This is a genomic window from Citrobacter sp. wls827, assembly GCF_005280875.1.
Taxonomy (GTDB): Bacteria; Pseudomonadota; Gammaproteobacteria; order Enterobacterales; family Enterobacteriaceae; genus Citrobacter; species Citrobacter youngae.
On the sequence record NZ_SZWR01000010.1, the window covers coordinates 534,561 to 554,229 of the forward strand.

At 56.0% G+C, this 19,669-nt stretch carries 26 protein-coding genes and 1 pseudogene; 25 read left to right on the forward strand and 2 right to left on the reverse strand.

From position 1 onward, the window contains the following. Together FDX03_RS23100 and FDX03_RS05925 are read right to left on the reverse strand one after the other, a co-directional pair. A pseudogene (locus FDX03_RS23100) lies at positions 1-365 on the reverse strand (capsid portal protein); the annotation flags it as partial. Then, positions 365-2,131, reverse strand: coding sequence for a terminase ATPase subunit family protein (locus FDX03_RS05925; RefSeq protein ID WP_137345615.1), 1,767 nt, complete (start codon positions 2,129-2,131; stop codon positions 365-367). The pseudogene FDX03_RS23100 and the gene FDX03_RS05925, both read right to left, overlap by 1 nt. Positions 2,132-2,273: 142 nt before the next feature. Here FDX03_RS05925 and FDX03_RS05930 point away from each other — a divergent pair, with 142 nt between their 5' ends. From FDX03_RS05930 to FDX03_RS06050, 25 genes are all read left to right on the forward strand, one after another. After that, positions 2,274-3,107: a GPO family capsid scaffolding protein gene (locus FDX03_RS05930; RefSeq protein ID WP_137345616.1), complete on the forward strand. Its 834-nt coding sequence runs from the start codon at positions 2,274-2,276 to the stop codon at positions 3,105-3,107. 16 nt (positions 3,108-3,123) lie between these two features. Beyond that, on the forward strand, positions 3,124-4,188 hold the full coding sequence (locus FDX03_RS05935; protein WP_137345617.1) for a phage major capsid protein, P2 family: 1,065 nt from the start codon (positions 3,124-3,126) through the stop codon (positions 4,186-4,188). Positions 4,189-4,191: 3 nt separating this feature from the next. Continuing rightward, positions 4,192-4,842 carry a phage terminase small subunit gene (gene gpM / locus FDX03_RS05940; RefSeq protein ID WP_000059172.1) on the forward strand — a complete coding sequence of 217 codons (651 nt, stop codon included), beginning with the start codon at positions 4,192-4,194 and terminating at the stop codon, positions 4,840-4,842. A gap of 93 nt (positions 4,843-4,935) precedes the next feature. Then, the gene (locus FDX03_RS05945) at positions 4,936-5,400 is read left to right on the forward strand and encodes a head completion/stabilization protein (protein ID WP_137345618.1); all 465 of its coding nucleotides are present in this window, start codon (positions 4,936-4,938) and stop codon (positions 5,398-5,400) included. Continuing rightward, a complete protein-coding gene (locus tag FDX03_RS05950; RefSeq protein WP_001397651.1) occupies positions 5,400-5,603 on the forward strand; it encodes a tail protein X in 204 nt (67 codons plus the stop codon). Before FDX03_RS05945 ends, FDX03_RS05950 begins: the two co-directional genes overlap by 1 nt. A gap of 3 nt (positions 5,604-5,606) precedes the next feature. Continuing rightward, a complete protein-coding gene (locus tag FDX03_RS05955; RefSeq protein ID WP_001397650.1) occupies positions 5,607-5,822 on the forward strand; it encodes an HP1 family phage holin in 216 nt (71 codons plus the stop codon). After that, positions 5,803-6,318 (forward strand): lysozyme, encoded by a 516-nt coding sequence (locus FDX03_RS05960; protein ID WP_137345619.1) that lies wholly within the window; start codon positions 5,803-5,805, stop codon positions 6,316-6,318. The genes FDX03_RS05955 and FDX03_RS05960 overlap by 20 nt, the downstream gene beginning before the upstream one ends. Beyond that, positions 6,315-6,743, forward strand: coding sequence for an Rz-like lysis system protein LysB (lysB, locus tag FDX03_RS23105; protein ID WP_137345620.1), 429 nt, complete (start codon positions 6,315-6,317; stop codon positions 6,741-6,743). The genes FDX03_RS05960 and lysB overlap by 4 nt, the downstream gene beginning before the upstream one ends. Next, positions 6,628-6,876: an Rz1-like lysis system protein LysC gene (gene lysC / locus FDX03_RS22795; protein WP_226794656.1), complete on the forward strand. Its 249-nt coding sequence runs from the start codon at positions 6,628-6,630 to the stop codon at positions 6,874-6,876. Before lysB ends, lysC begins: the two co-directional genes overlap by 116 nt. Next, on the forward strand, positions 6,839-7,270 hold the full coding sequence (locus FDX03_RS05975; protein ID WP_137345621.1) for a phage tail protein: 432 nt from the start codon (positions 6,839-6,841) through the stop codon (positions 7,268-7,270). Before lysC ends, FDX03_RS05975 begins: the two co-directional genes overlap by 38 nt. Further along, positions 7,263-7,709: a phage virion morphogenesis protein gene (locus FDX03_RS05980; protein WP_137345622.1), complete on the forward strand. Its 447-nt coding sequence runs from the start codon at positions 7,263-7,265 to the stop codon at positions 7,707-7,709. The genes FDX03_RS05975 and FDX03_RS05980 overlap by 8 nt, the downstream gene beginning before the upstream one ends. A 68-nt stretch (positions 7,710-7,777) precedes the next feature. Continuing rightward, positions 7,778-8,356 carry a phage baseplate assembly protein V gene (locus FDX03_RS05985; RefSeq protein ID WP_137345623.1) on the forward strand — a complete coding sequence of 193 codons (579 nt, stop codon included), beginning with the start codon at positions 7,778-7,780 and terminating at the stop codon, positions 8,354-8,356. Then, complete coding sequence (locus FDX03_RS05990) at positions 8,353-8,712, forward strand: GPW/gp25 family protein (RefSeq protein ID WP_137345624.1); 360 nt, start codon at positions 8,353-8,355, stop codon at positions 8,710-8,712. Before FDX03_RS05985 ends, FDX03_RS05990 begins: the two co-directional genes overlap by 4 nt. Continuing rightward, positions 8,699-9,607, forward strand: coding sequence for a baseplate assembly protein (locus FDX03_RS05995; RefSeq protein WP_137345625.1), 909 nt, complete (start codon positions 8,699-8,701; stop codon positions 9,605-9,607). The genes FDX03_RS05990 and FDX03_RS05995 overlap by 14 nt, the downstream gene beginning before the upstream one ends. Beyond that, on the forward strand, positions 9,600-10,205 hold the full coding sequence (locus tag FDX03_RS06000; RefSeq protein WP_137345626.1) for a phage tail protein I: 606 nt from the start codon (positions 9,600-9,602) through the stop codon (positions 10,203-10,205). The genes FDX03_RS05995 and FDX03_RS06000 overlap by 8 nt, the downstream gene beginning before the upstream one ends. Then, positions 10,202-11,455, forward strand: coding sequence for a phage tail protein (locus FDX03_RS06005; protein ID WP_137345627.1), 1,254 nt, complete (start codon positions 10,202-10,204; stop codon positions 11,453-11,455). The genes FDX03_RS06000 and FDX03_RS06005 overlap by 4 nt, the downstream gene beginning before the upstream one ends. Continuing rightward, positions 11,455-12,051 carry a tail fiber assembly protein gene (locus FDX03_RS06010; protein ID WP_137345628.1) on the forward strand — a complete coding sequence of 199 codons (597 nt, stop codon included), beginning with the start codon at positions 11,455-11,457 and terminating at the stop codon, positions 12,049-12,051. Before FDX03_RS06005 ends, FDX03_RS06010 begins: the two co-directional genes overlap by 1 nt. Before the next feature lie 740 nt (positions 12,052-12,791). Further along, entirely contained in the window at positions 12,792-13,964 is a 1,173-nt protein-coding gene (locus FDX03_RS06015) for a phage tail sheath protein (RefSeq protein WP_137345629.1), read from the forward strand. 9 nt (positions 13,965-13,973) lie between these two features. After that, positions 13,974-14,489 carry a phage major tail tube protein gene (locus tag FDX03_RS06020; protein WP_016150797.1) on the forward strand — a complete coding sequence of 172 codons (516 nt, stop codon included), beginning with the start codon at positions 13,974-13,976 and terminating at the stop codon, positions 14,487-14,489. A gap of 54 nt (positions 14,490-14,543) precedes the next feature. After that, on the forward strand, positions 14,544-14,846 hold the full coding sequence (locus FDX03_RS06025; RefSeq protein ID WP_001744189.1) for a phage tail assembly protein: 303 nt from the start codon (positions 14,544-14,546) through the stop codon (positions 14,844-14,846). 14 nt (positions 14,847-14,860) lie between these two features. After that, the gene (locus FDX03_RS06030) at positions 14,861-14,980 is read left to right on the forward strand and encodes a GpE family phage tail protein (protein ID WP_001397628.1); all 120 of its coding nucleotides are present in this window, start codon (positions 14,861-14,863) and stop codon (positions 14,978-14,980) included. Further along, the gene (locus tag FDX03_RS06035) at positions 14,973-17,780 is read left to right on the forward strand and encodes a phage tail tape measure protein (RefSeq protein WP_137345630.1); all 2,808 of its coding nucleotides are present in this window, start codon (positions 14,973-14,975) and stop codon (positions 17,778-17,780) included. Before FDX03_RS06030 ends, FDX03_RS06035 begins: the two co-directional genes overlap by 8 nt. Beyond that, a complete protein-coding gene (locus tag FDX03_RS06040) occupies positions 17,777-18,262 on the forward strand; it encodes a phage tail protein (protein WP_137345631.1) in 486 nt (161 codons plus the stop codon). Before FDX03_RS06035 ends, FDX03_RS06040 begins: the two co-directional genes overlap by 4 nt. Then, on the forward strand, positions 18,259-19,359 hold the full coding sequence (locus tag FDX03_RS06045) for a phage late control D family protein (protein WP_137345632.1): 1,101 nt from the start codon (positions 18,259-18,261) through the stop codon (positions 19,357-19,359). Before FDX03_RS06040 ends, FDX03_RS06045 begins: the two co-directional genes overlap by 4 nt. 67 nt (positions 19,360-19,426) lie before the next feature. Continuing rightward, positions 19,427-19,642 (forward strand): ogr/Delta-like zinc finger family protein, encoded by a 216-nt coding sequence (locus FDX03_RS06050; RefSeq protein WP_137345633.1) that lies wholly within the window; start codon positions 19,427-19,429, stop codon positions 19,640-19,642. The last annotated feature ends 27 nt before the right edge of the window (positions 19,643-19,669 follow it).

Consider the following 19,669-nt stretch of genomic DNA (forward strand, 5'->3'; position numbering starts at 1 on the left):
AGGCGATTGGTGCGCTTCTCCAGATAAGAGTTACCAAACACAAGATAGTCCAGCACGAACCGGCTGAACGCCTGCTGGCTGAGCAACGGGTGTGGGATAAAGGTGCTGGTCAGAATGTTGCGTTTGACGGCAATCGGCGAGCTGTGATGCACAGCGGCGCGATAGGTCCGTGCCAGCCCGTCAAAACTCACCGGCGGTTCATACCATCTGTCCATCTGTACGCATTCCACATAGTCCAGCAGTTCGCGGCGGTCCAGTACCGGGATCGGATCACCAAAGCTGAACGCTTCGGCATGAGTTGTATTCTTCTGCTGTTCGGCCTCCTGCACTGGCGCGGTTCTGGCCAGGGCGTCGTGTTCACTCATCAAAAAATCTCCACAATATTGCTGGTATTGGCGGATTCGCCCTGCAGCGGTTCGTTAAACAGTGCGTGCATCGTTGCCCAGGCCAAATCTGCGTGGCTGGCTTCTTCGCTGCGGCTCGCTTCGTAGGTAGGGCGGTTGCCGCTGGCGGTGGTGGTGCGGCGGATTGCCATAAAGGACTGCGCTATGTCGGTGTGCCCGGCGTCAAACTCTAGACGACGGTGGCTGATAATGTCGTACGCCTTGAGCACCAGGGCATTTTTGACGTTGGGGTTGTAGACAAACTCCCGCACGGCAGGAAAGAACGCTTTTACGTTCTCATAAACACCGTGCCCGACGCCGGTCGAGTCGATGCCGATGTAGGTCACGTTGTACTGCTGCGTCAGTTTTTTGATGGCGTCCGCCTGAGCGCGGAAGTCCATTCCGCGCCACTGATGACGCTCCAGAATGCGGAACTTGCCGCCCGGCACAGTTGGCGGTGCCATAACCACGCAGCCTGCGCTGTCACCGTTTTGCGTACCTTTCGCCGGGTCGTAACCGATCCAGACTTCCCGCCAGCCAAACGGGCGCAGCGCCAGCGCCTGAAAATCGGTCCAGACTTCCCAGCTGTCCACCATGCACGCCTGCAGCTCGCTGAGCGGGAATACTGACGCCAGATCGTCAATAAATTCGCACATCAGCAGGTTCTGGTATTCGTCCGGGCTGTACTCCATGCGCAGCTGGTCGAGGTCGAACAGGTTACAGCCGCCGCGCACCGCATCTTCCACGGTGACGATCTGGCGGTACTGCCCGTCAGGGCAGAGCAGGCCGTGCGCAAGGTTGCTGTGGGTCAGGTCAATATCCACCTTGTCCGCTTTGGCACGACCCCGGTTAAACAGAGCACCGGACCAGAACGGATACGCGCTGTGGGTCAGGCTGGACGGCGTGGAAAAGTAGGTTTGTCGCCATTTCTTGTGAATGGCCATCCCGGAGGCAACTTTGCGCAGTTCCTGGAATTTCGGTATCCAGAAATATTCATCAAGGTACAGATTGCCGTGGTAGCTCTGCGCCGTGCGGGCGTTGGTGCCGAGAAAGTACAGAGCTGCGCCATTGGGCAGCACCATGGGATCGCCTTTCAGCTCAACATCCACCTCTTTTGCAAAGTCGATGATGTACTGCTTAAAGACGTGTGCCTGTGCCTTACTGGCAGAAAGGAAAATCTGGTTGCGTCCGGTCAGCAGGGCATCAATAAGGGCTTCACGGGCAAAATAAAACGTGGCGCCAATCTGGCGCGACTTTAGCAGATTGCGGATGCGGTTTGTTTTTCCTGCTTCAAACCAGTGACGCTGATAGTCGAACATAGAGGCGTGGAAGATTTCTTCCAGCTTTTCGGTCTGTTCATCAGTGAAAACATTCTTTTCGGGCTGGCGGCGTGGCCCTTTGTTACGGTTGGCAACGTTCGGGTTTAAGTCAGCTTCGTTCCCGCCATCGTTAAATTTACCGATCCGGGCGTGGCGCTCTGACTGGCGCGCCAGCAGGTCAATTTCCTTGAAGTCTTTCCCTTCTTTCTGCTCCTTCATGATGAGCTGGCAGTAACGTGCGGCGGTGGTGAGCTGCATCTGATCCAGCGGCCCATAGTCGCCCCACTTGTCGCGCTTCTTCCAGCTGTGAACGGTTGCAACTTTCTCGCCCAGCATTTCAGCAATGCGGGCTACGCGGTATCCCTGAAAGTACAGCAGCATGGCCTGCCTACGGGGATCGAGGTCTGCGGGGGTCAGTGTCGTGTTCATGGCCCAAACATACGGCCTTGCCTGACGGCTTTCCCCGGCTGCGGTTTGTGTGGTTTACCGTACAAGTGCCGCGCGTTGTTTCACTCCCCCCATCACCGCAAACATAAGGCTCCAGTAAGTTATTTTTAACGGAGCACGGCTCATGACAGTGAAAGCAAAGCGTTTCCGTATCGGGGTGGAAGGTGCCACCACTGACGGGCGCGAAATCCAGCGTGAATGGCTGGTACAGATGGCTGCCAGCTACAACCCGACGGTCTATACCGCGCTGATTAACCTTGAGCACATCAAGTCTTATCTGCCGGACAGCACCTTTAACCGCTACGGCAGGGTGACGGGGCTGGTTGCAGAAGAAATCAAGGACGGGCCGCTGGCGGGCAAGATGGCGCTTTATGCCGATATCGAACCCACGGAAGCCCTGGTGGAACTGGTGAAGAAAGGCCAGAAGCTTTTCACCTCCATGGAGGTCAGCACGAAGTTTGCCGACACCGGCAAAGCATACCTGGTGGGGCTGGGGGCGACGGACGATCCGGCTAGCCTTGGCACCGAAATGCTGGCATTCAGCGCCAGCGCCGCGCATAACCCGCTGGCGAACCGTAAGCAGAACCCTGAAAACCTGTTTTCGGAAGCGGTTGAAACGCTGATCGAACTGGAAGAAGCCCAGGACGAAAAGCCGTCCCTCTTTGCCCGCGTCACCGCGCTGTTCACCAAAAAAGAGCAGACCGATGAGGCGCGTTTCTCCGACGTGCATAAAGCCGTGGAACTGGTCGCCACCGAGCAGCAGAACCTGAGCGAGCGCACTGATAAATCCCTGGCTGAAAACGGTGAACGCCTTTCTGCGCTGGAGTCCTCCCTGCAGGAACAGCAGGCCGCCTTTGCTGAGCTACAGCAGCAGCTGAGCCGCGAAGACAGCCGCAAGGATTACCGCCAGCGCGCGCCGGGCGGTGACGCACCGGCAGGCACCCTGACCAATTGCTGATGGAGCATAAGACCCGATGAAAAAGAAAACCCGCTTTGCCTTTAACGCTTACCTGCAGCAACTGGCGCGCCTGAACGGTGTGGAAGTTGAAGAACTGTCCAGCAAGTTTACCGTGGAGCCGTCCGTGCAGCAGACGCTGGAAGACCAGATCCAGCAGTCCGCCGCTTTCCTGACGGTTATTAACATCACGCCGGTCACTGAGCAGTCCGGTCAGTTGCTGGGGCTGGGTGTTGGCAGCACCATTGCCGGAACCACCGATACCACCACCAAAGAGCGCGAGCCTACCGATCCGACGCTGATGGAAGACGTGGAATACAAATGCGAGCAGACCAACTTTGATACGGTGCTGACCTACGCAAAACTGGACATGTGGGCGAAATTCCAGGACTTCCAGGTGCGTATTCGCAACGCCATCGTCAAGCGTCAGGCGCTGGACCGCATCATGATCGGCTTTAACGGCGTGAAGCGCGCCAAAACCTCCAACCGTGCTGAAAACCCGCTGCTGCAGGACGTCAATAAAGGCTGGCTGCAGAAAATCCGCGAAGACGCGCCGGATCACGTCATGGGCAGCAAAACCGCAGAAGACGGCACCACTACTGCAGAACCGGTAAAAGTAGGTCCGGGTGGTAAGTATGTAAATCTTGACGCGGTGGTGATGGATACCGTCAACGAGTTGATCGATGTGGAGTATCAGGATGATGACGAGCTGGTTGTTGTATGCGGACGTGAACTGCTGTCTGACAAGTATTTCCCGCTGGTCAACAAAGAGCAGGACAACAGCGAGAAAATCGCCGCCGATCTGATCATCAGCCAGAAACGCATGGGCGGCCTGCAGGCCGTGCGCGCGCCTTTCTTCCCGGCAAATGCCCTGCTGATCACCCGTCTGGATAACCTGTCCATCTACTGGCAGGAAGACACCCGCCGCCGTTCAGTTATCGACAACCCGAAACGTGACCGGATTGAAAACTTTGAATCCGTCAACGAGGCGTATGTGGTCGAGGACTACCGCTGCGCGGCGCTGGTAGAAAACATCGAAATCGGTGATTTCAGCGCGCCTGCCGCTCCGGAAAGTGGGAAATAACGCATGAGCCTGAGTCCCGCACGGCAGCACCGCCTGCGCATTCAGGCTGAACAGGCCGCCCGTGAGGGCGGCAGTGTTCGCCATGCGTCGGGCTATGACCTGATGCTGCTGCAACTGGCAGAAGACCGCCGCCGCCTCAAGGGCGTCCAGTCCACGGTGAAAAAGGCGGAAATCAAGGTGGAACTGCTGCCGAAATATTCCGCCTGGGCGGAGGGCGTGCTGGCTGCCGGAGGTGCGCAGCAGGATGACGTGCTGATGTACGTGATGTTGTGGCGTATCGACGCCGGTGATTATGCCGGTGCGCTGGAAATCGGGCGTCATGCGCTGCGCCATGGCTGGGTGATGCCGCTGGGCAACCGTAACGTGCAGACCGTGCTGGCAGAAGAAATGGCAGACGCGGCGCAAGGCGCTCTGCTAGCCGCTGCAGGCTTTGATGCCGATCTGCTTTTGCAGACGCTGGACCTGACAACCGATCTGGATATGCCGGACCAGTCGCGGGCGCGCCTGCATAAAGCCATCGGCGCTGTACTGAGCGAAAGCAACCCGGCGTCAGCCCTGAATCACCTTACCCATGCGCTGCAGCTTGATCCCCGCTGCGGTGTAAAAAAAGAAAAGCAGCAGCTGGAGCGCAGACTGCGCAATGACAGCCGCTAACGAACGTGCCCCGCGCACGGGCGGCACGGGATGGCGAAAGGCACTGCCACATCAAAATTCCGTCCACCGCCCACTTATTCAGGAGAAAGCCGCATGAAGTTTGTTGCGCCCGAACAGGCACCGGAACAGGCGGAGGTTATCAAAAATACGCCGTTCTGGCCTGATGTGGACCTGTCGGAGTTTCGCAGTGTGATGCGAACTGACGGCACGGTGACGCAGCCGCGTTTAAAGCAGGTTGTGCTGACGGCGATTTCTGAGGTTAACGCAGAGCTGTACGACTTCCGCACCCGCCAGCAACTGCTGGGCTACCGGGCACTGGCTGAGGTTCCGGCGGACATGCTGGACGGTAAAAGCGAGCGTATCCGGCACTACCATAACGCTGTTTTTTGCTGGACGCGTGCCGTACTCAATGAGCGTTATCAGGACTATGACGCCACGGCGTCAGGTGCGAAACGGGGGGAGGAGCTGGCGGAGGCCAGCGGTGATCTGTGGCGTGATGCCCGCTGGGCCATCAGCCGGGTGCAGGATGCGCCGCACTGTACGGTGGAGCTTATCTGATGAAAGTGCGTGCGCATCAGTATGACACGGTGGACGCGCTTTGCTGGCGTCATTACGGGCGCACGCAGGGGGTCACTGAGCAGGTTCTGAAGGCAAATCCGGGGCTGGCAGAGTACGGCCCATTTTTACCGCACGGGCTGCAGGTGGAACTGCCGGACATTACGGCGTCAACCACGGCGCAGACCGTCCAGCTATGGGACTGAATTATGACGCTTGAACGAATCAGCGCCTTTATTACTTATTGCATCGCCGTGCTGCTGGCATGGCTGGGCGATCTGTCGCTCAAGGATGCATCAACGGTTGGCGGCGTGCTGATTGGTGTGCTGATGCTGGCTATCAACTGGTACTACAAACACCAGTCTTTCAGGTTGCTGCGCGATGGCAAAATTTCACGGGGGGAATATGAATCCTTCAATCGTTAAGCGCTGCCTTGTCGGGGCTGTGCTGGCTATCGCCGCCACGCTGCCCGGTTTCCAGTCGCTCAAAACCTCCGTTGAAGGGCTGAAACTGATTGCCGATTACGAGGGATGTCATCTGCAGCCGTACCAGTGCAGCGCAGGTGTCTGGACTGACGGGATCGGCAATACATCCGGGGTGGTGCCGGGGAAAGCTATCACGGAACGGCAGGCGGCGCAGGGGTTAATAAACAATGTACTACTGACTGAAAAAAGGCTGGATGCCTGCCTGACGGTTAAGCCCCCGCAGCATGTCTACGATGCGCTGGTGAGTATTGGTTTCAATGTGGGGACCGGCGCGATCTGCAGGTCAACCATGGTGTCATATATCAATCGCCAGCAGTGGTGGCAGGCATGCAACCAGCTACCGCGCTGGATTTACGTTAACGGTGTGAAAAATAAAGGTCTGGAGAACCGCCGCGCGCGGGAACTGGCCTGGTGCTTAAAAGGAACTGGGGCATGACGCGCTTGCTGGCGGTAGTGCTGGCGCTGGCTTTTGCGGTGCTGGGCTGGCAGTCGTGGCGGCTTAACAATGCCAGTCACACCATTGAGACGCAAGGCGCGGCGCTGAAAAGTAAAACGCAGGAACTGACGAAGAAAAACAGTCAGTTGATCGGCCTGTCCATTCTGACCGAAACCAACAGCCGGGAGCAGACGCGGCTTTATGCGGCAGCGGAACAGACCACCGCACTGCTGCGAAGCCGCCAGCGCCGGATCGAGGAACTGAAACGTGAAAACGAGGATTTGCGCCGCTGGGCTGACGCTCCTTTGCCTGCTGACATTATCAGGCTGCGCGAACGTCCGGCCCTTGCCGGAGGTGCTGCTTACCGTGAATGGCTGTCCCAGAGTGACGCAGTGCCGCCTGGAAAGATCAGCGCCGCGCAGTAACGGTGATCTGAATACGGCGCTGGATGAAACAGAGGCCGCCTGGGCGGTCTGTGCTGACAAAGTCGACACGATAGTTGCGTGTCAGGAGCGAGAGAGTGAACAAACCGCAGTCCCTGCGCAGCGCCCTGAATAAAGCGGTGGCGTATGTCCGCAACAACCCAGATAAGCTGCACCTTTTCGTTGATAACGGCTCACTGGTGGCAACCGGTGCCAGCTCTATGTCATGGGAATACCGCTACACCCTGAACGTGGTGATCGAGGATTTCAGCGGCGACCAGAATCTGCTGATGGCTCCCGTGTTGCTGTGGCTCAGCGAAAATCAGGCGGACGCCATCAACAACCCGGAGCTGCGCGAAAAACTGTTCACCTTTGAAGTGGATATTCTGCGCAATGATGTATGCGATATCAGTCTGAATCTGCAACTGACGGAGCGTGTACTGGTCAGCACTGACGGTAATGTGTCGAGCGTTGAAGCGGTGCCGGAGCCTGACAGATTCGAGGAAATGTGGACGGTGAAACGTGGATGAACTGCAGAGGGTGGATGACTGGCTGACGGCATTGCTGGCTAATCTGGAGCCTGCAGCACGCAGCCGTATGATGCGGCAACTGGCGCAACAGTTGCGCCGGACGCAGCAGCAGAACATCAGGCTGCAGCGTAATCCTGACGGCAGCGGCTATGAGCCGCGCCGGGTGACAGCCCGCAGCAAGAAGGGACGCATCAAACGCCAGATGTTTGCAAAGCTTCGCACCACAAAATACTTGAAAACTGCAGCCAGTGCCGACTCTGCCAGCGTGCAGTTTGAGGGTAAGGTGCAGCGCATTGCCCGTGTTCACCACTACGGACTGCGTGACCGCGTCAGCCGTAAAGGCCCGGAGGTCCGCTATGCTGAGCGCCGCCTGCTGGGTGTGAATGATGAGGTGAAAACCGTTACCCGTGACACTCTGTTGCGCTGGATGGCGGGGTGATCTTTGTTTCATCGCTGGTACAACCGCCAGAACTGCCTACCTTTTCCCTCTGATGGCAACCTTTCGTTATGAATGCACAAATGACCGAAATCATGCGCCTTATCACCAATCTTATCCGCACCGGTACTGTGACCGAAGTGGACCGGAAAAAGTGGCTGTGTCGGGTGAAAGTGGGCGACCTTGAAACCAACTGGATTAACTGGCTGACGCTGCGTGCCGGTGGTGCCCGTACATGGTGGTGTCCCTCGCCGGATGAGCAGGTGGTGGTGCTGAGCATGGGGGGCAATCTGGAAACCGCTTTTGTGCTGCCTGCCATCTACTCTAATCAGTTTCCGCCGCCGTCGGATTCTGTGGACGGCTGCGTGACGGAGTACCCGGACGGGGGCTGGTTTGAGTATGAACCCGCCACCGGACGATGGCATGTCCGGGGAATCAAATCCATGGTGATCGAGGCGGCGGATAATATCACCCTCAAAACCGCTGAGTTCGTGGTGGAGGCTGACACCACGCGCATTAACAGCGAGGTGGTGATCAATGGTGGCGTCACTCAGGGCGGCGGTGCAATGAGTTCTAACGGGATCGTAGTTGATGACCATGAGCATACTGGTGTTCTGAAAGGCGGCGACAACACGGGAGGTCCGGTATGACGTTGTATATCGGTATGAGCAGGAATGACGGGCAGGCCATTGCAAATACAGACCATCTGCGCCAGTCGGTGCGGGATATTCTGATGACGCCGCAGGGCAGCCGTCTTGCCCGCCGGGAATATGGCTCCCTGCTGTCTGCCCTGATTGACCAGCCGCAGAACCCGGCGCTGCGCCTGCAGGTTATGTCTGCTGTCTATGTGGCGCTGAGTCGTTGGGAGCCGCGTCTTACGCTGGATTCCATCACCATCAACGGCAATTTTGATGGTTCTATGGTGGTTGAGCTTACAGGACACAGCAATAACGGCGCACCGGTTGCCCTTTCCGTATCAACAGGAGCAGACAATGGCAGTCATTGACCTTTCCCGTCTACCGCCGCCGCAGATTGTGGACGTGCCGGACTTTGAGGCATTGCTGGCAGAACGCAAGGCCGCCTTTGTGGCCCTCCATCCGGCTGATGAACAGGAGGCCGTTATGCGCACGTTGGCGCTGGAGTCAGAACCTGTCACCAAACTGCTGCAGGAAAATACTTACCGTGAAATTCTGCTGCGCCAGCGTATTAATGAGGCTGCGCAGGCGGTCATGGTGGCCTATTCCATGGGAAATGATCTTGAGCAACTGGCAGGTAACTGCAACGTGAAGCGCCTGACGGTAGTCCCTGCCGATAATGACGCGGTGCCGCCGGTCGCCGCAGTGATGGAAAGTGATGAAGCATTACGCCAGCGCATTCCTGCAGCATTTGAGGGGCTGTCCGTTGCAGGGCCGACGGGGGCCTATGAGTTCCACGCCAGAAGCGCCGACGGGCGCGTGGCGGATGCCAGCGCAACCAGTCCGGCACCGGCAGAGGTGGTGCTTACCGTGCTGAGCCGCGAGGGTGACGGTAAGGCAGGGGCTGACCTGCTGGCAGTGGTAGAGCAGGCGCTTAACAGTGAAAAGGTTCGCCCGGTGGCAGACCGCCTGACGGTGCGCAGTGCTGAAATTATTCCATACCGCGTGGATGCGACGATCTTCCTTTATCCGGGGCCGGAGGCTGAGCCGGTGATGGCAGAAGCTAAAGCCAGCCTGCAGAAGTACATCGCCAGTCAGACGCGGCTGGGACGTGATATCCGCCGCAGCGCCATTTATGCCGCGTTGCACGTGGAGGGCGTCCAGCGTGTTGAACTGGTGTCTCCGCTGGATGATGTGGTGCTGGATAAGACGCAGGCGGCATCCTGCACCGAATGGAGCGTCACCAACGGGGGCACGGATGAATAGTCTGTTGCCGCCGGGTTCGTCGCCGCTTGAGCGCCGACTGGCGCAGACCTGCAGCGGGATTTCCGATCTGCAGGTATCACTGAGAGATTTGTGGAACCCGGCAACGTGCCCGGTCAGGTTTCTGCCTTATCTGGCCTGGGCGTTTTCTGTTGACCGCTGGGATGAAAGCTGGACAGAAAGCGTTAAGCGCCGTGTTGTGCAGGATGCTTTTTATATCCATCAGCACAAGGGGACAACCAGCGCTGTGCGGCGCGTGGTGGAGCCGTTCGGCTTCCTGATCCGCATCATTGAGTGGTGGCAGACCGGCGAAACGCCGGGGACGTTCCGTCTGGATATTGGCGTGCAGGACCAGGGCATAACAGAAGAGACCTATCTGGAGCTGGAGCGCCTGATCGGTGACGCCAAACCGTGCAGCCGTCACCTGGTTGGCATGTCCATCAACCTGCAGACAGGTGGCCCGTATTTTGTGGGCGCAGCCACCTACACCGGCGAAGAAATCACGATCTACCCGTATATCAACGAAACCATTATTTCCGGCGGCACCGCTTATGAGGGCGGAGCGGTCCATGTTATTGACACGATGAGAGTGAATCCATGAGCGCAAAATTTTATACCCTGCTGACGGATATCGGCGCGGCGAAACTGGCAAGCGCCGCTGCGCTCGGTGTCCCGCTTAAAATTACCCATATGGCGGTGGGTGACGGTGGTGGAGCACTGCCCACTCCCAGCGCACAACAGACAGCATTAGTGGCTGAAAAGCGCCGCGCAGCGTTGAATATGCTGTATATCGATCCGCAGAACAGCAGCCAGATTATTGCTGAGCAGGTGATCCCTGAAACTGAGGGCGGGTGGTGGATTCGTGAAGTCGGCCTGTTTGATGAAAATGGCGCACTGATTGCCGTCGGGAATTGCCCGGAAAGCTATAAGCCGCAGCTCGTTGAGGGCAGCGGACGCACGCAGACCGTACGCATGGTGCTGATTACCAGCAGCACCGATAACATCACTCTGAAAATTGACCCTGCTGTGGTTCTGGCAACCCGCAAATATGTGGATGACAAGGTGCTGGAGCTTAAGGTGTATGTGGATGACCTGATGGCAAAACATCTTGCTGCTGCAGATCCTCATACGCAATATGCGCCAAAAGCCAGTCCGACATTCACTGGCACGCCAAAAGCACCGACGGCAGCGGCAGGCAATAACAGCACCCAGATTGCCAACACCGCATTTGTACAGGCAGCGATAGCAGCACTGGTTGCGTCATCACCGGCGGCACTTGATACATTAAACGAACTGGCAGCTGCGCTGGGTAATGATCCAAACTTTGCCACCACCATGACCAATGCACTTGCTGGGAAAATGGACAAGTCTGCTAATGGTGCTGATATCGCTGATATTTCAACGTTTCTGAATAATCTTGGTCTGGGTGCAGGCTCAGCTCTGCCGGTTGGTGTTCCTGTTCCATGGCCTCTTTCTACAGCGCCGTCGGGTTGGCTGAAGTGCAATGGCGCTTCCTTTACGGCAGCGCAGTATCCGAACCTGGCATTGGTATATCCTGGTTTAAAACTTCCTGATTTGCGTGGTGAATTTATCCGTGGATGGGATGATGGGCGCGGGATTGATATTAATCGCTCAATCTTTTCTTCACAGGCCGGGACATGGATACAACCAAATATTGAGAATAATACTGAAGCTACAACAATTCAGTTGGGTAATGGTGAGAATATATTTAATACCGGTGAAAACAAAGCCGTCAATAATTTACCTATCTATGGTTCAACAGGCTCACGTGCCCGCTGGTATATCCGCCCACGTAACGTTTCATTCAACTACATTGTGAGGGCCGCATAATGCAGAGTGCAGTACTGGAAAACGGCTTTGCCGTCGTGCCGGGTGACATTGTGGTGTTTAACTATGACAGCCTGACGCGGGTTTATTTGTCACAAACCACAGAGTTTCTTCCTGTGGGCGTTAGCGTTCCGGCTAATGCCTGTACAGACAAACCTCTGGCGGAAAAAGGTGGCTATGTTGTCTGCCGCAACAGCAAGCTGACCGGGTGGGAATATCTGGCTGATCATCGCGGTGAAACAGTCTGGAATGTGAAAACCGGGGCAGCACTGGAAATTACAGCTCCAGGGGAGTATCCGGCGGACACGACGATTTATCCGCCATTAACGCCTTATGATAAGTGGAACGGTGAGCGCTGGGTGACAGATACCGCGGCGCAGCAGGCGGCAGAAATCGCCTCAGCTAACACAACCAAATCCAGATTAATTAAAATCGCCAGTGAGCAAATACAGCCTTTGCAAGATGCGGTTGATCTGGATATGGCAACGGAGGCCGAAAAAAACATGCTTAACGAGTGGCGAAAATACCGCGTTCTGCTGACCCGTGTGGGTACTGGTTCCGCCCCCATTATTGCCTGGCCTGAGTTGCCAGCCGCTTAATTCCTCCCCGCCATGCGCGGGGATTTTTCTGCCCGTCCATTGTGCCATTTCCCACATAAAGCCCAGACGTGCGCTACGGTATTTCTCGTTCTAATTCCTAATGTTCAAGTGTGAGTGATATTCGAGTAACGCATGATGAACGAGATAAGTAACATGAGGAACCCAGTTCCGGCAAGTGGACCTTTTTCTGTTTTTAGTAAAAAGACAGAAATGCTTCTGAAAAATAGCCCCCCGACACCTAATACGACGAGTAATTTTACAGCATGTCCAATGAGAACATTGAGAGCCAGAGCTGAAAATAAAAGTGAAATGAGTGTGAGACACAAATACGGAATAGGCGTTAAGAGTTCATATAAAAAAATTCTAAAGTAGTATATTGCATAGGAGATTGCTAGCAGGCATAAACAGAAAAATATTATTTTTATCTGCGCAAAAGTTTCTTTGAATTTCTGTGAAATATCTCTATCAACATTATCCCTTAATCGGGCGAAGTATCCAAAAAGAATTTGATTGATCTTAGCTCTCCATGCTGATGGCATGAAATAATCACATCCCATCAGTAAAGACGCAACTATCTGACATGACAGAACGGTAATCTCACTAAAAACCATTGCTTACGCTCATCACCTCGCAAATCCTTCAACAAACACTTTGTATCACAACTCAGACAATATGGTCGCGATGATTTTCATTTCATACAAAGGAATCATGACGGAACTCTTCTACAGGAGATTCGTTTTATGGCTCAGGATTACCACCACGGGGTGCGCGTTGTTGAAGTCAACGAGGGCACCCGATCTATCACCACGGTGAGCACCGCTATCGTGGGCATGGTCTGCACCGGCGATGATGCTGATGCGTCCGTATTCCCTCTCAATAAGCCGGTTCTGCTGACGGATGTGCTGGAGGCCAGCGGTAAAGCAGGCGAGTCCGGCACGCTGGCCCGTTCGCTGGATGCGATTGCCGACCAGTCAAAACCCGTGACGGTTGTTGTGCGCGTGGCGCAGGGCGAAACCGAAGCGGAAACCACCTCCAATATTATCGGTGGCGTCACGTCCGACGGAAAAAAAACGGGGATGAAAGCGCTGCTTTCTGCGCAGTCGCAGCTGAAAGTTAAGCCGCGCATTCTCGGTGTGCCGGGGCATGACACGCAGGCGGTAGCCACTGAGCTGATGAGTATTACGCAGAGCCTGCGCGGGTTTGCCTACCTGTCTGCCTATGGCTGCAAGACGGTGGAGGAAGCCATTGCTTACCGGGACAATTTCAGCCAGCGAGAAGGGATGCTGATCTGGCCTGATTTCATCAACTTTGACACCGTTCTGAAAGCCGATGCGACGGCTTACGCCTCCGCACGTGCGCTCGGTTTGCGCGCCAAAATCGACGAACAGACCGGCTGGCACAAAACCTTGTCCAACGTGGGGGTGAATGGCGTCACCGGCATTTCCGCTGATGTGTTCTGGGACCTGCAGGACCCGGCAACGGACGCGGGACTGTTGAACCAGAATGACGTCACCACGTTGATCTGCAAAGACGGCTTCCGCTTCTGGGGTTCCCGCTGCCTCAGTGACGATCCCTTGTTTGCGTTTGAGAACTACACCCGCACGGCCCAGGTGCTGGCTGACACGATTGCAGAGGGGCATATGTGGGCGGTGGATAAGCCACTGAATCCGTCACTGGCCCGCGACATTATCGAAGGTATTCGCGCCAAATTACGCAGCCTGGTAAATCAGGGATACCTCATCGGGGCTGACTGCTGGCTGGATGAGTCAGTGAACGATAAAGACTCTCTGAAAGCCGGGAAGCTCACCATCGACTACGACTACACGCCTGTGCCGCCGCTTGAAAATCTGATGCTGCGCCAGCGCATCACCGATCGCTACCTGGTCGATTTTGCCAGCCGTGTCAGTGCATAAGGGGGATACATGGCATTACCACGCAAGTTAAAACACCTGAACCTGTTCAACGACGGGAACAACTGGCAGGGGATCGTTGAGTCCCTGACTCTGCCGAAATTCACCCGCAAGTTTGAGAAGTATCGCGGCGGCGGTATGCCGGGCGCGGTGGATGTGGATATGGGGCTGGATGATGGCGCACTGGACACGGAATTTTCAATCGGCGGCACCGAACTGTTGTTATTCAAGCAGATGGGCAAGGCAACCGTTGATGGCATCCAGCTGCGTTTCACCGGCTCTATTCAGCGTGACGATACCGGCGAAGTTCAGGCCATTGAGCTGGTTGTGCGCGGGCGTCATAAAGAAGTGGATTCCGGCGAGTGGAAAACCGGCGAGAGCAGCACCACCAAAGTCAGCAGCACCAACAGCTACGCGAAGCTGACCATTAACGGAGAAGTGCTCTATGAGGTTGATCTGGTCAACATGATTGAAATCGTTGACGGCGTGGACCTGATGGAAGCACACCGTAACGCCCTTGGCCTCTGATTTAACTTAACGGCGCGGTGATCCGCGCCAGTATCTGATTAACAGGAAACGAACATGAGCGACAAGCTGACTGAAAAAACCGTACAACTGGATACGCCAATCATGCGCGGTAAAACCCAAATCACCGAAATTGTGCTGCGTAAGCCGCAGTCCGGTGCGCTACGCGGCACCCGCCTGCAGGCCATTATGGATATGGACGTGGGGGCCATGATGACAGTGATCCCGCGTATTTCTACCCCGACGCTGACCGCACAGGAAATGGCTGAACTGGACCCCGCCGATCTCACCGCGCTGTCGGTCGAGGTGGTGACTTTTTTGTTGAAGAAGTCGGTGCTTGCCGGTTTACCGACAGCCTGACGATTGATGACCTGGTGGCGGATATCGCCACCATCTTTCACTGGTCGCCGTCCATCACTGACGTTATGCCGCTGACAGAGGTGCTGGAGTGGCGGCACAAAGCGATTCAGAGAAGCGGGGCCAGCGATGAGTGACAATAACCTGCGTCTGCAGGTGATTCTGAATGCGGTTGACAAGCTCACCAGCCCATTTCGATCCGCGCAGGCCAGCTCAAAAGAGCTGGCTGCCGCTATTCAGCAAAGCCGCGCCCGGCTGAAAGAGTTAGATTCTCAGGCGGGCAGAATTGATGGCTTCCGTAAGGCCAGCGCGCAGCTGGCAGTCACAGGTAATAGCCTTAAAGCTGCCCGCGAAGAAGCGGCAAAACTCGCCACGCAGTTTACTGCGACCAACCGCCCGACGGCAGCACAGGCCAGACTGCTTGAGCAGGCTAAAAATCGCGTCACCGATTTACAGGGAAAATATAACGGGCTGCGTCAGTCAGTGCAGCGTCAGCGCCTTGCGCTGAATGAGGCAGGGCTTGATACAAAGAAACTGAGCAGCGCACAGCGTGAGCTACGGCAGAACGCCGATGAAACCAGACTGGCGCTGGAGCGACAGCAAAAATCCCTGAAACGCTTGGGTGAACAGCAGGCGAGAATGAATGCGGTTCGTGATCAGTATTCGCGCCGTCTTGAGGTTCGGGATCGCATAGCCGGAGCCGGAGCCACCACCACAGCTGCCGGGCTGGCAATGGGTGCGCCGGTTATGGCTGCAGTGAAAAGCTACGCCAGCATGGAAGATGCCATGAAAGGCGTGGCAAAGCAGGTAAACGGGCTACGGGACGATAACGGCAACCGTACAAAACAGTTTTATGACATGCAGGATGCCATTAAGGCTGCCAGTGAGCAGCTGCCGATGGAGAATGGCGCTATAGACTATGCCGCGCTGGTTGAAGGCGGCGCGCGCATGGGCGTGACCAACCAGGACGATCCCTTTGAGGAGCAGAAACGTGACCTGCTGGCCTTTGCATCCACGGCGGCAAAAGCTGCAACGGCCTTTGAGCTGCCCGCCGATGAGCTGGCGGAAGGGCTGGGGAAAATCGCGCAGCTCTATAAAGTTCCGACGCGCAATATTGAACAACTGGGCGATGCGCTGAACTACCTGGACGATAACGCCATGTCAAAGGGCGGGGACATTATCAACGTCCTGCAGCGCATGGGGGGCGTGGCTGACCGCCTTGACTTCCGAAAGGCTGCTGCGCTGGGTTCAACATTCCTTTCTCTTGGGGCTGCCCCAGAAATTGCCGCCAGCGCCTCTAATGCCATGGTGCGTGAACTGTCCATTGCCACCATGCAAAGTAAGCGCTTCTTTGAAGGTATGAACCTGCTGAAACTCAATCCTGCGGAGATTGAAAAGCAGATGACCACCGATGCCATGGGCACCATTCAGCGGGTTCTGGAGAAGGTCAACAATCTGCCGCAGGACAAGCGCCTGTCTGCAATGACGATGCTTTTTGGCAAAGAGTTTGGCGATGATGCGGCAAAGCTGGCTAACAACCTGCCGGAGCTGCAGCGTCAGCTGAAACTCACTGCAGGCAGCGATGCTAATGGCTCCATGCAGAAAGAATCCGACATCAACAAGGATTCATTGTCTACGCAGTGGTTGCTGGTTAAGACGGGCGCGCAGAACGCTTTCAGTAGCCTGGGGGAAACGCTGCGCCAGCCGCTGATGGATATCATGAGCATGGTTAAAGGCGTGACCGGGGCGCTTCGGCGCTGGGTTGAGCAGAATCCCGTGCTGGCTGGCACGCTGATGAAAGTGGCAGCGGCTACAGCGGCGATCGCTGTCGGACTGGGTACACTTGCTGTGGCGGTGGCTGCTGTGCTGGGGCCGATTGCTGTGATCCGTTTCGGGTTGTCGATGCTGGCAGCTAAGGCATTACCTTCCGCAGCGGCGGCGGTCACCCGTACCGGGAGTGTGTTGCGGTTGCTGGTTTCTGGTCCGCTGGCGCTGTTGCGCGTTGCTCTGTTTGCCGTCAGTGGACTGCTGGGTGCGCTGCTCAGTCCGATAGGGCTGGTTGTGGCTGCGCTGGCTGGTGTGGCGCTGGTTGTGTGGAAATACTGGCAGCCCATCAGTGCATTTCTGGGGGGCGTGGTGGAAGGGTTCAAAGCCGCTGCTGCGCCCATCAGCGCCGCCTTTGAGCCGCTCAGGCCCATGTTTCAGTGGATGGGTGACAGGGTGCAGGCCTTGTGGGGCTGGTTCAATGATTTGCTGACCCCGGTTAAATCCACTTCCGAAGAACTGAACAGCGCAGCTGCAATGGGGCGCCGGTTTGGTGAGGCGCTGGCGGAAGGTCTGAATAGGGTGATGCACCCGCTGGAGTCACTTAAATCCGGTGTGTCGTGGCTGCTGGAAAAGCTCGGTATTGTCAGTAAGGAGGCTGCGAAGGCGAAACTGCCTGCGCAGGTTACGCAGCAGCAGTCTGCCACAGTGAACAGTGACGGCAAAGTGGTGCTGCCGCCCGGCGGGTTCCCGGCTTACGCGGGGATGTACGACACGGGCGGGATCATTCCACGCGGGCAGTTTGGCATTGTTGGAGAAAATGGCCCTGAAATTGTGAACGGACCGGCAAATGTCACCAGCAGGCGGCGTACTGCTGCGCTAGCCTCTGTCGTTGCAGGCGTGATGGGGGTTGCTGCGACACCTGCAGAAGCAGCTCCGTTTCATCCGTTTAGTCTGCCTGCGAGGGCATACCAGACGCAGCCTGTTAAGGCAGACAGCCCGCCGTCAGTTATTCGTTATGAGATAAATGCGCCCATTCATATCGTCGCGCAGCCGGGACAGAGTGCGCAGGATATTGCCCGTGAAGTGGCACGCCAGCTTGACGAGCGGGAACGCAGGGCCAGGGCAAAAGCGCGCAGTAATTTCAGCGATCAGGGGGGGTATGAATCATGATGATGGTGTTGGGTTTATATGTATTTATGTTGCGCACTGTCCCTTATCAGGAACTGCAGTATCAGCGCAACTGGCGACATGCCGCCAACAGCCGGGTGAACCGCCGCCCGTCAACGCAGTTTCTTGGCCCGGATAATGATTCACTGACACTGTCCGGGGTTCTGCTGCCGGAAGTGACCGGAGGCAGGCTGTCATTGCTGGCGCTGGAGTTGATGGCTGAGCAGGGCAAAGCATGGCCTTTGATTGAAGGCAGCGGAACCATTTACGGCATGTTTGTTATTGAAAGTCTGAGCCAGACAAAGGCGGAGTTTTTTGCAAGCGGAATGCCCAGGCGCATTGAGTTTACGATCACCCTCAAACGGGTTGATGAATCGCTGTCTGACATGTTCGGGAGCCTGAGTGACCAGCTCAGCAACCTGCAGGACTCTGCTGCCTCTGCGATTGGGGGGATTAAGAACACGGTAGGAGGATTGCTGCAGTGAACGTTAATTCTGATCTTCTGAATCTGAACAGCAAAAGCCCGGCTTTCAGTATCGTCATTGAAGGTAAGGACGTGACGACCGTGCTGGATACCCGCCTGATGAGTCTGACGCTGACGGATAACCGGGGCTTTGAAGCGGACCAGCTTGATCTGGAGCTGGACGACGCCGACGGGCTGATCGCCCTGCCGCGACGTGGGGCAGTGATTCAGCTGGCGCTGGGCTGGAAAGGCCAGCCGCTTTTCCCTAAAGGGGCTTTTACTGTGGATGAAATTGAACACAGCGGTGCCCCTGACCGGCTGACCATCCGGGCGCGTAGCGCTGATTTCCGTGAAACCCTCAATACACGGCGCGAAAAATCATGGCATCAGACAACGGTGGGGGAGGTGGTAAAGGAAATCGCCGCCCGGCATAACCTCAAAATGGCGCTGGGTAAAGACCTGACGGATAAGGCGCTGGATCATCTGGACCAGACCAATGAAAGCGATGCAAGTTTTCTGATGAAACTGGCGAGACAGTATGGGGCGATTGCTTCCGTTAAGGATGGGAATCTGCTGTTTATCCGGCAGGGACAGGGAAGAACGGCGAGCGGCAAGCCGCTGCCGGTTATCACCATCACGCGCAAAGCCGGTGACGGTCATCGGTTCACCCTTGCTGATCGTGGTGCCTATACCGGCGTTATTGCCAGCTGGTTGCATACGCGTGAACCCAGGAAAAAAGAGGCAACCAGTGTTAAGCGTCGTCGAAAGAAAACCTCCACACCCAAAGAGCCGGAAGCAAAACAGGGCGATTATCTGTTGGGAACGGATGAAAACGTGCTGGTTCTTAATCGTACCTACGCCAACCGGAGCAATGCAGAGCGCGCAGCAAAAATGCAGTGGGAACGTCTGCAGCGTGGGGTTGCTTCATTTTCCCTGCAGCTCGCTGAGGGGCGGGCTGATCTCTATACGGAAATGCCGGTGAAGGTGACGGGGTTTAAGCAGCCGATCGATGATGCAGAATGGACCATTACCACCCTGACGCATTCTGTCAGCCCGGATAATGGATTTACGACCAGCATGGAGCTTGAAGTGAAAATAGATGAGTTCGCAATGGAATGATTAGTTCCAAATTGCGAACAATGATGTATCATTATTGCGAACTGGTTAATAATGAGGGCTGATTATTATGATGAATTGTCCTATGTGTGGGCAGGCTGCACATACCCGAAGCAGCTTCCAGGTTTCCAATGAAACCAAAGAACGCTACAACCAGTGCACTAACATCGAGTGCGGGCATACCTTCGTGACGCATGAAACTTTTGTGCGATCAGTATGCCGGCCGCAAAAAATTAGCTCAGCTCCACCTCATCCCAAAGGTATGCAAGAACAATTTGCTTACTGATACTGACCCGCCGCTGGCGGGTTTTTT

What these genes read in the sequence shown, in the direction of transcription:
- FDX03_RS05925 (WP_137345615.1), bottom strand. Translation starts at nt 2,131, where the DNA reads ATGAACACGACACTGACCCCCGCAGACCTCGATCCCCGTAGGCAGGCC.
- FDX03_RS05930 (WP_137345616.1), top strand. Translation starts at nt 2,274, where the DNA reads ATGACAGTGAAAGCAAAGCGTTTCCGTATCGGGGTGGAAGGTGCCACC.
- FDX03_RS05935 (WP_137345617.1), top strand. Translation starts at nt 3,124, where the DNA reads ATGAAAAAGAAAACCCGCTTTGCCTTTAACGCTTACCTGCAGCAACTG.
- gpM (WP_000059172.1), top strand. Translation starts at nt 4,192, where the DNA reads ATGAGCCTGAGTCCCGCACGGCAGCACCGCCTGCGCATTCAGGCTGAA.
- FDX03_RS05945 (WP_137345618.1), top strand. Translation starts at nt 4,936, where the DNA reads ATGAAGTTTGTTGCGCCCGAACAGGCACCGGAACAGGCGGAGGTTATC.
- FDX03_RS05950 (WP_001397651.1), top strand. Translation starts at nt 5,400, where the DNA reads ATGAAAGTGCGTGCGCATCAGTATGACACGGTGGACGCGCTTTGCTGG.
- FDX03_RS05955 (WP_001397650.1), top strand. Translation starts at nt 5,607, where the DNA reads ATGACGCTTGAACGAATCAGCGCCTTTATTACTTATTGCATCGCCGTG.
- FDX03_RS05960 (WP_137345619.1), top strand. Translation starts at nt 5,803, where the DNA reads ATGAATCCTTCAATCGTTAAGCGCTGCCTTGTCGGGGCTGTGCTGGCT.
- lysB (WP_137345620.1), top strand. Translation starts at nt 6,315, where the DNA reads ATGACGCGCTTGCTGGCGGTAGTGCTGGCGCTGGCTTTTGCGGTGCTG.
- FDX03_RS05985 (WP_137345623.1), top strand. Translation starts at nt 7,778, where the DNA reads ATGAATGCACAAATGACCGAAATCATGCGCCTTATCACCAATCTTATC.
- FDX03_RS05990 (WP_137345624.1), top strand. Translation starts at nt 8,353, where the DNA reads ATGACGTTGTATATCGGTATGAGCAGGAATGACGGGCAGGCCATTGCA.
- FDX03_RS05995 (WP_137345625.1), top strand. Translation starts at nt 8,699, where the DNA reads ATGGCAGTCATTGACCTTTCCCGTCTACCGCCGCCGCAGATTGTGGAC.
- FDX03_RS06000 (WP_137345626.1), top strand. Translation starts at nt 9,600, where the DNA reads ATGAATAGTCTGTTGCCGCCGGGTTCGTCGCCGCTTGAGCGCCGACTG.
- FDX03_RS06005 (WP_137345627.1), top strand. Translation starts at nt 10,202, where the DNA reads ATGAGCGCAAAATTTTATACCCTGCTGACGGATATCGGCGCGGCGAAA.
- FDX03_RS06010 (WP_137345628.1), top strand. Translation starts at nt 11,455, where the DNA reads ATGCAGAGTGCAGTACTGGAAAACGGCTTTGCCGTCGTGCCGGGTGAC.
- FDX03_RS06015 (WP_137345629.1), top strand. Translation starts at nt 12,792, where the DNA reads ATGGCTCAGGATTACCACCACGGGGTGCGCGTTGTTGAAGTCAACGAG.
- FDX03_RS06020 (WP_016150797.1), top strand. Translation starts at nt 13,974, where the DNA reads ATGGCATTACCACGCAAGTTAAAACACCTGAACCTGTTCAACGACGGG.
- FDX03_RS06025 (WP_001744189.1), top strand. Translation starts at nt 14,544, where the DNA reads ATGAGCGACAAGCTGACTGAAAAAACCGTACAACTGGATACGCCAATC.
- FDX03_RS06035 (WP_137345630.1), top strand. Translation starts at nt 14,973, where the DNA reads ATGAGTGACAATAACCTGCGTCTGCAGGTGATTCTGAATGCGGTTGAC.
- FDX03_RS06040 (WP_137345631.1), top strand. Translation starts at nt 17,777, where the DNA reads ATGATGATGGTGTTGGGTTTATATGTATTTATGTTGCGCACTGTCCCT.
- FDX03_RS06050 (WP_137345633.1), top strand. Translation starts at nt 19,427, where the DNA reads ATGATGAATTGTCCTATGTGTGGGCAGGCTGCACATACCCGAAGCAGC.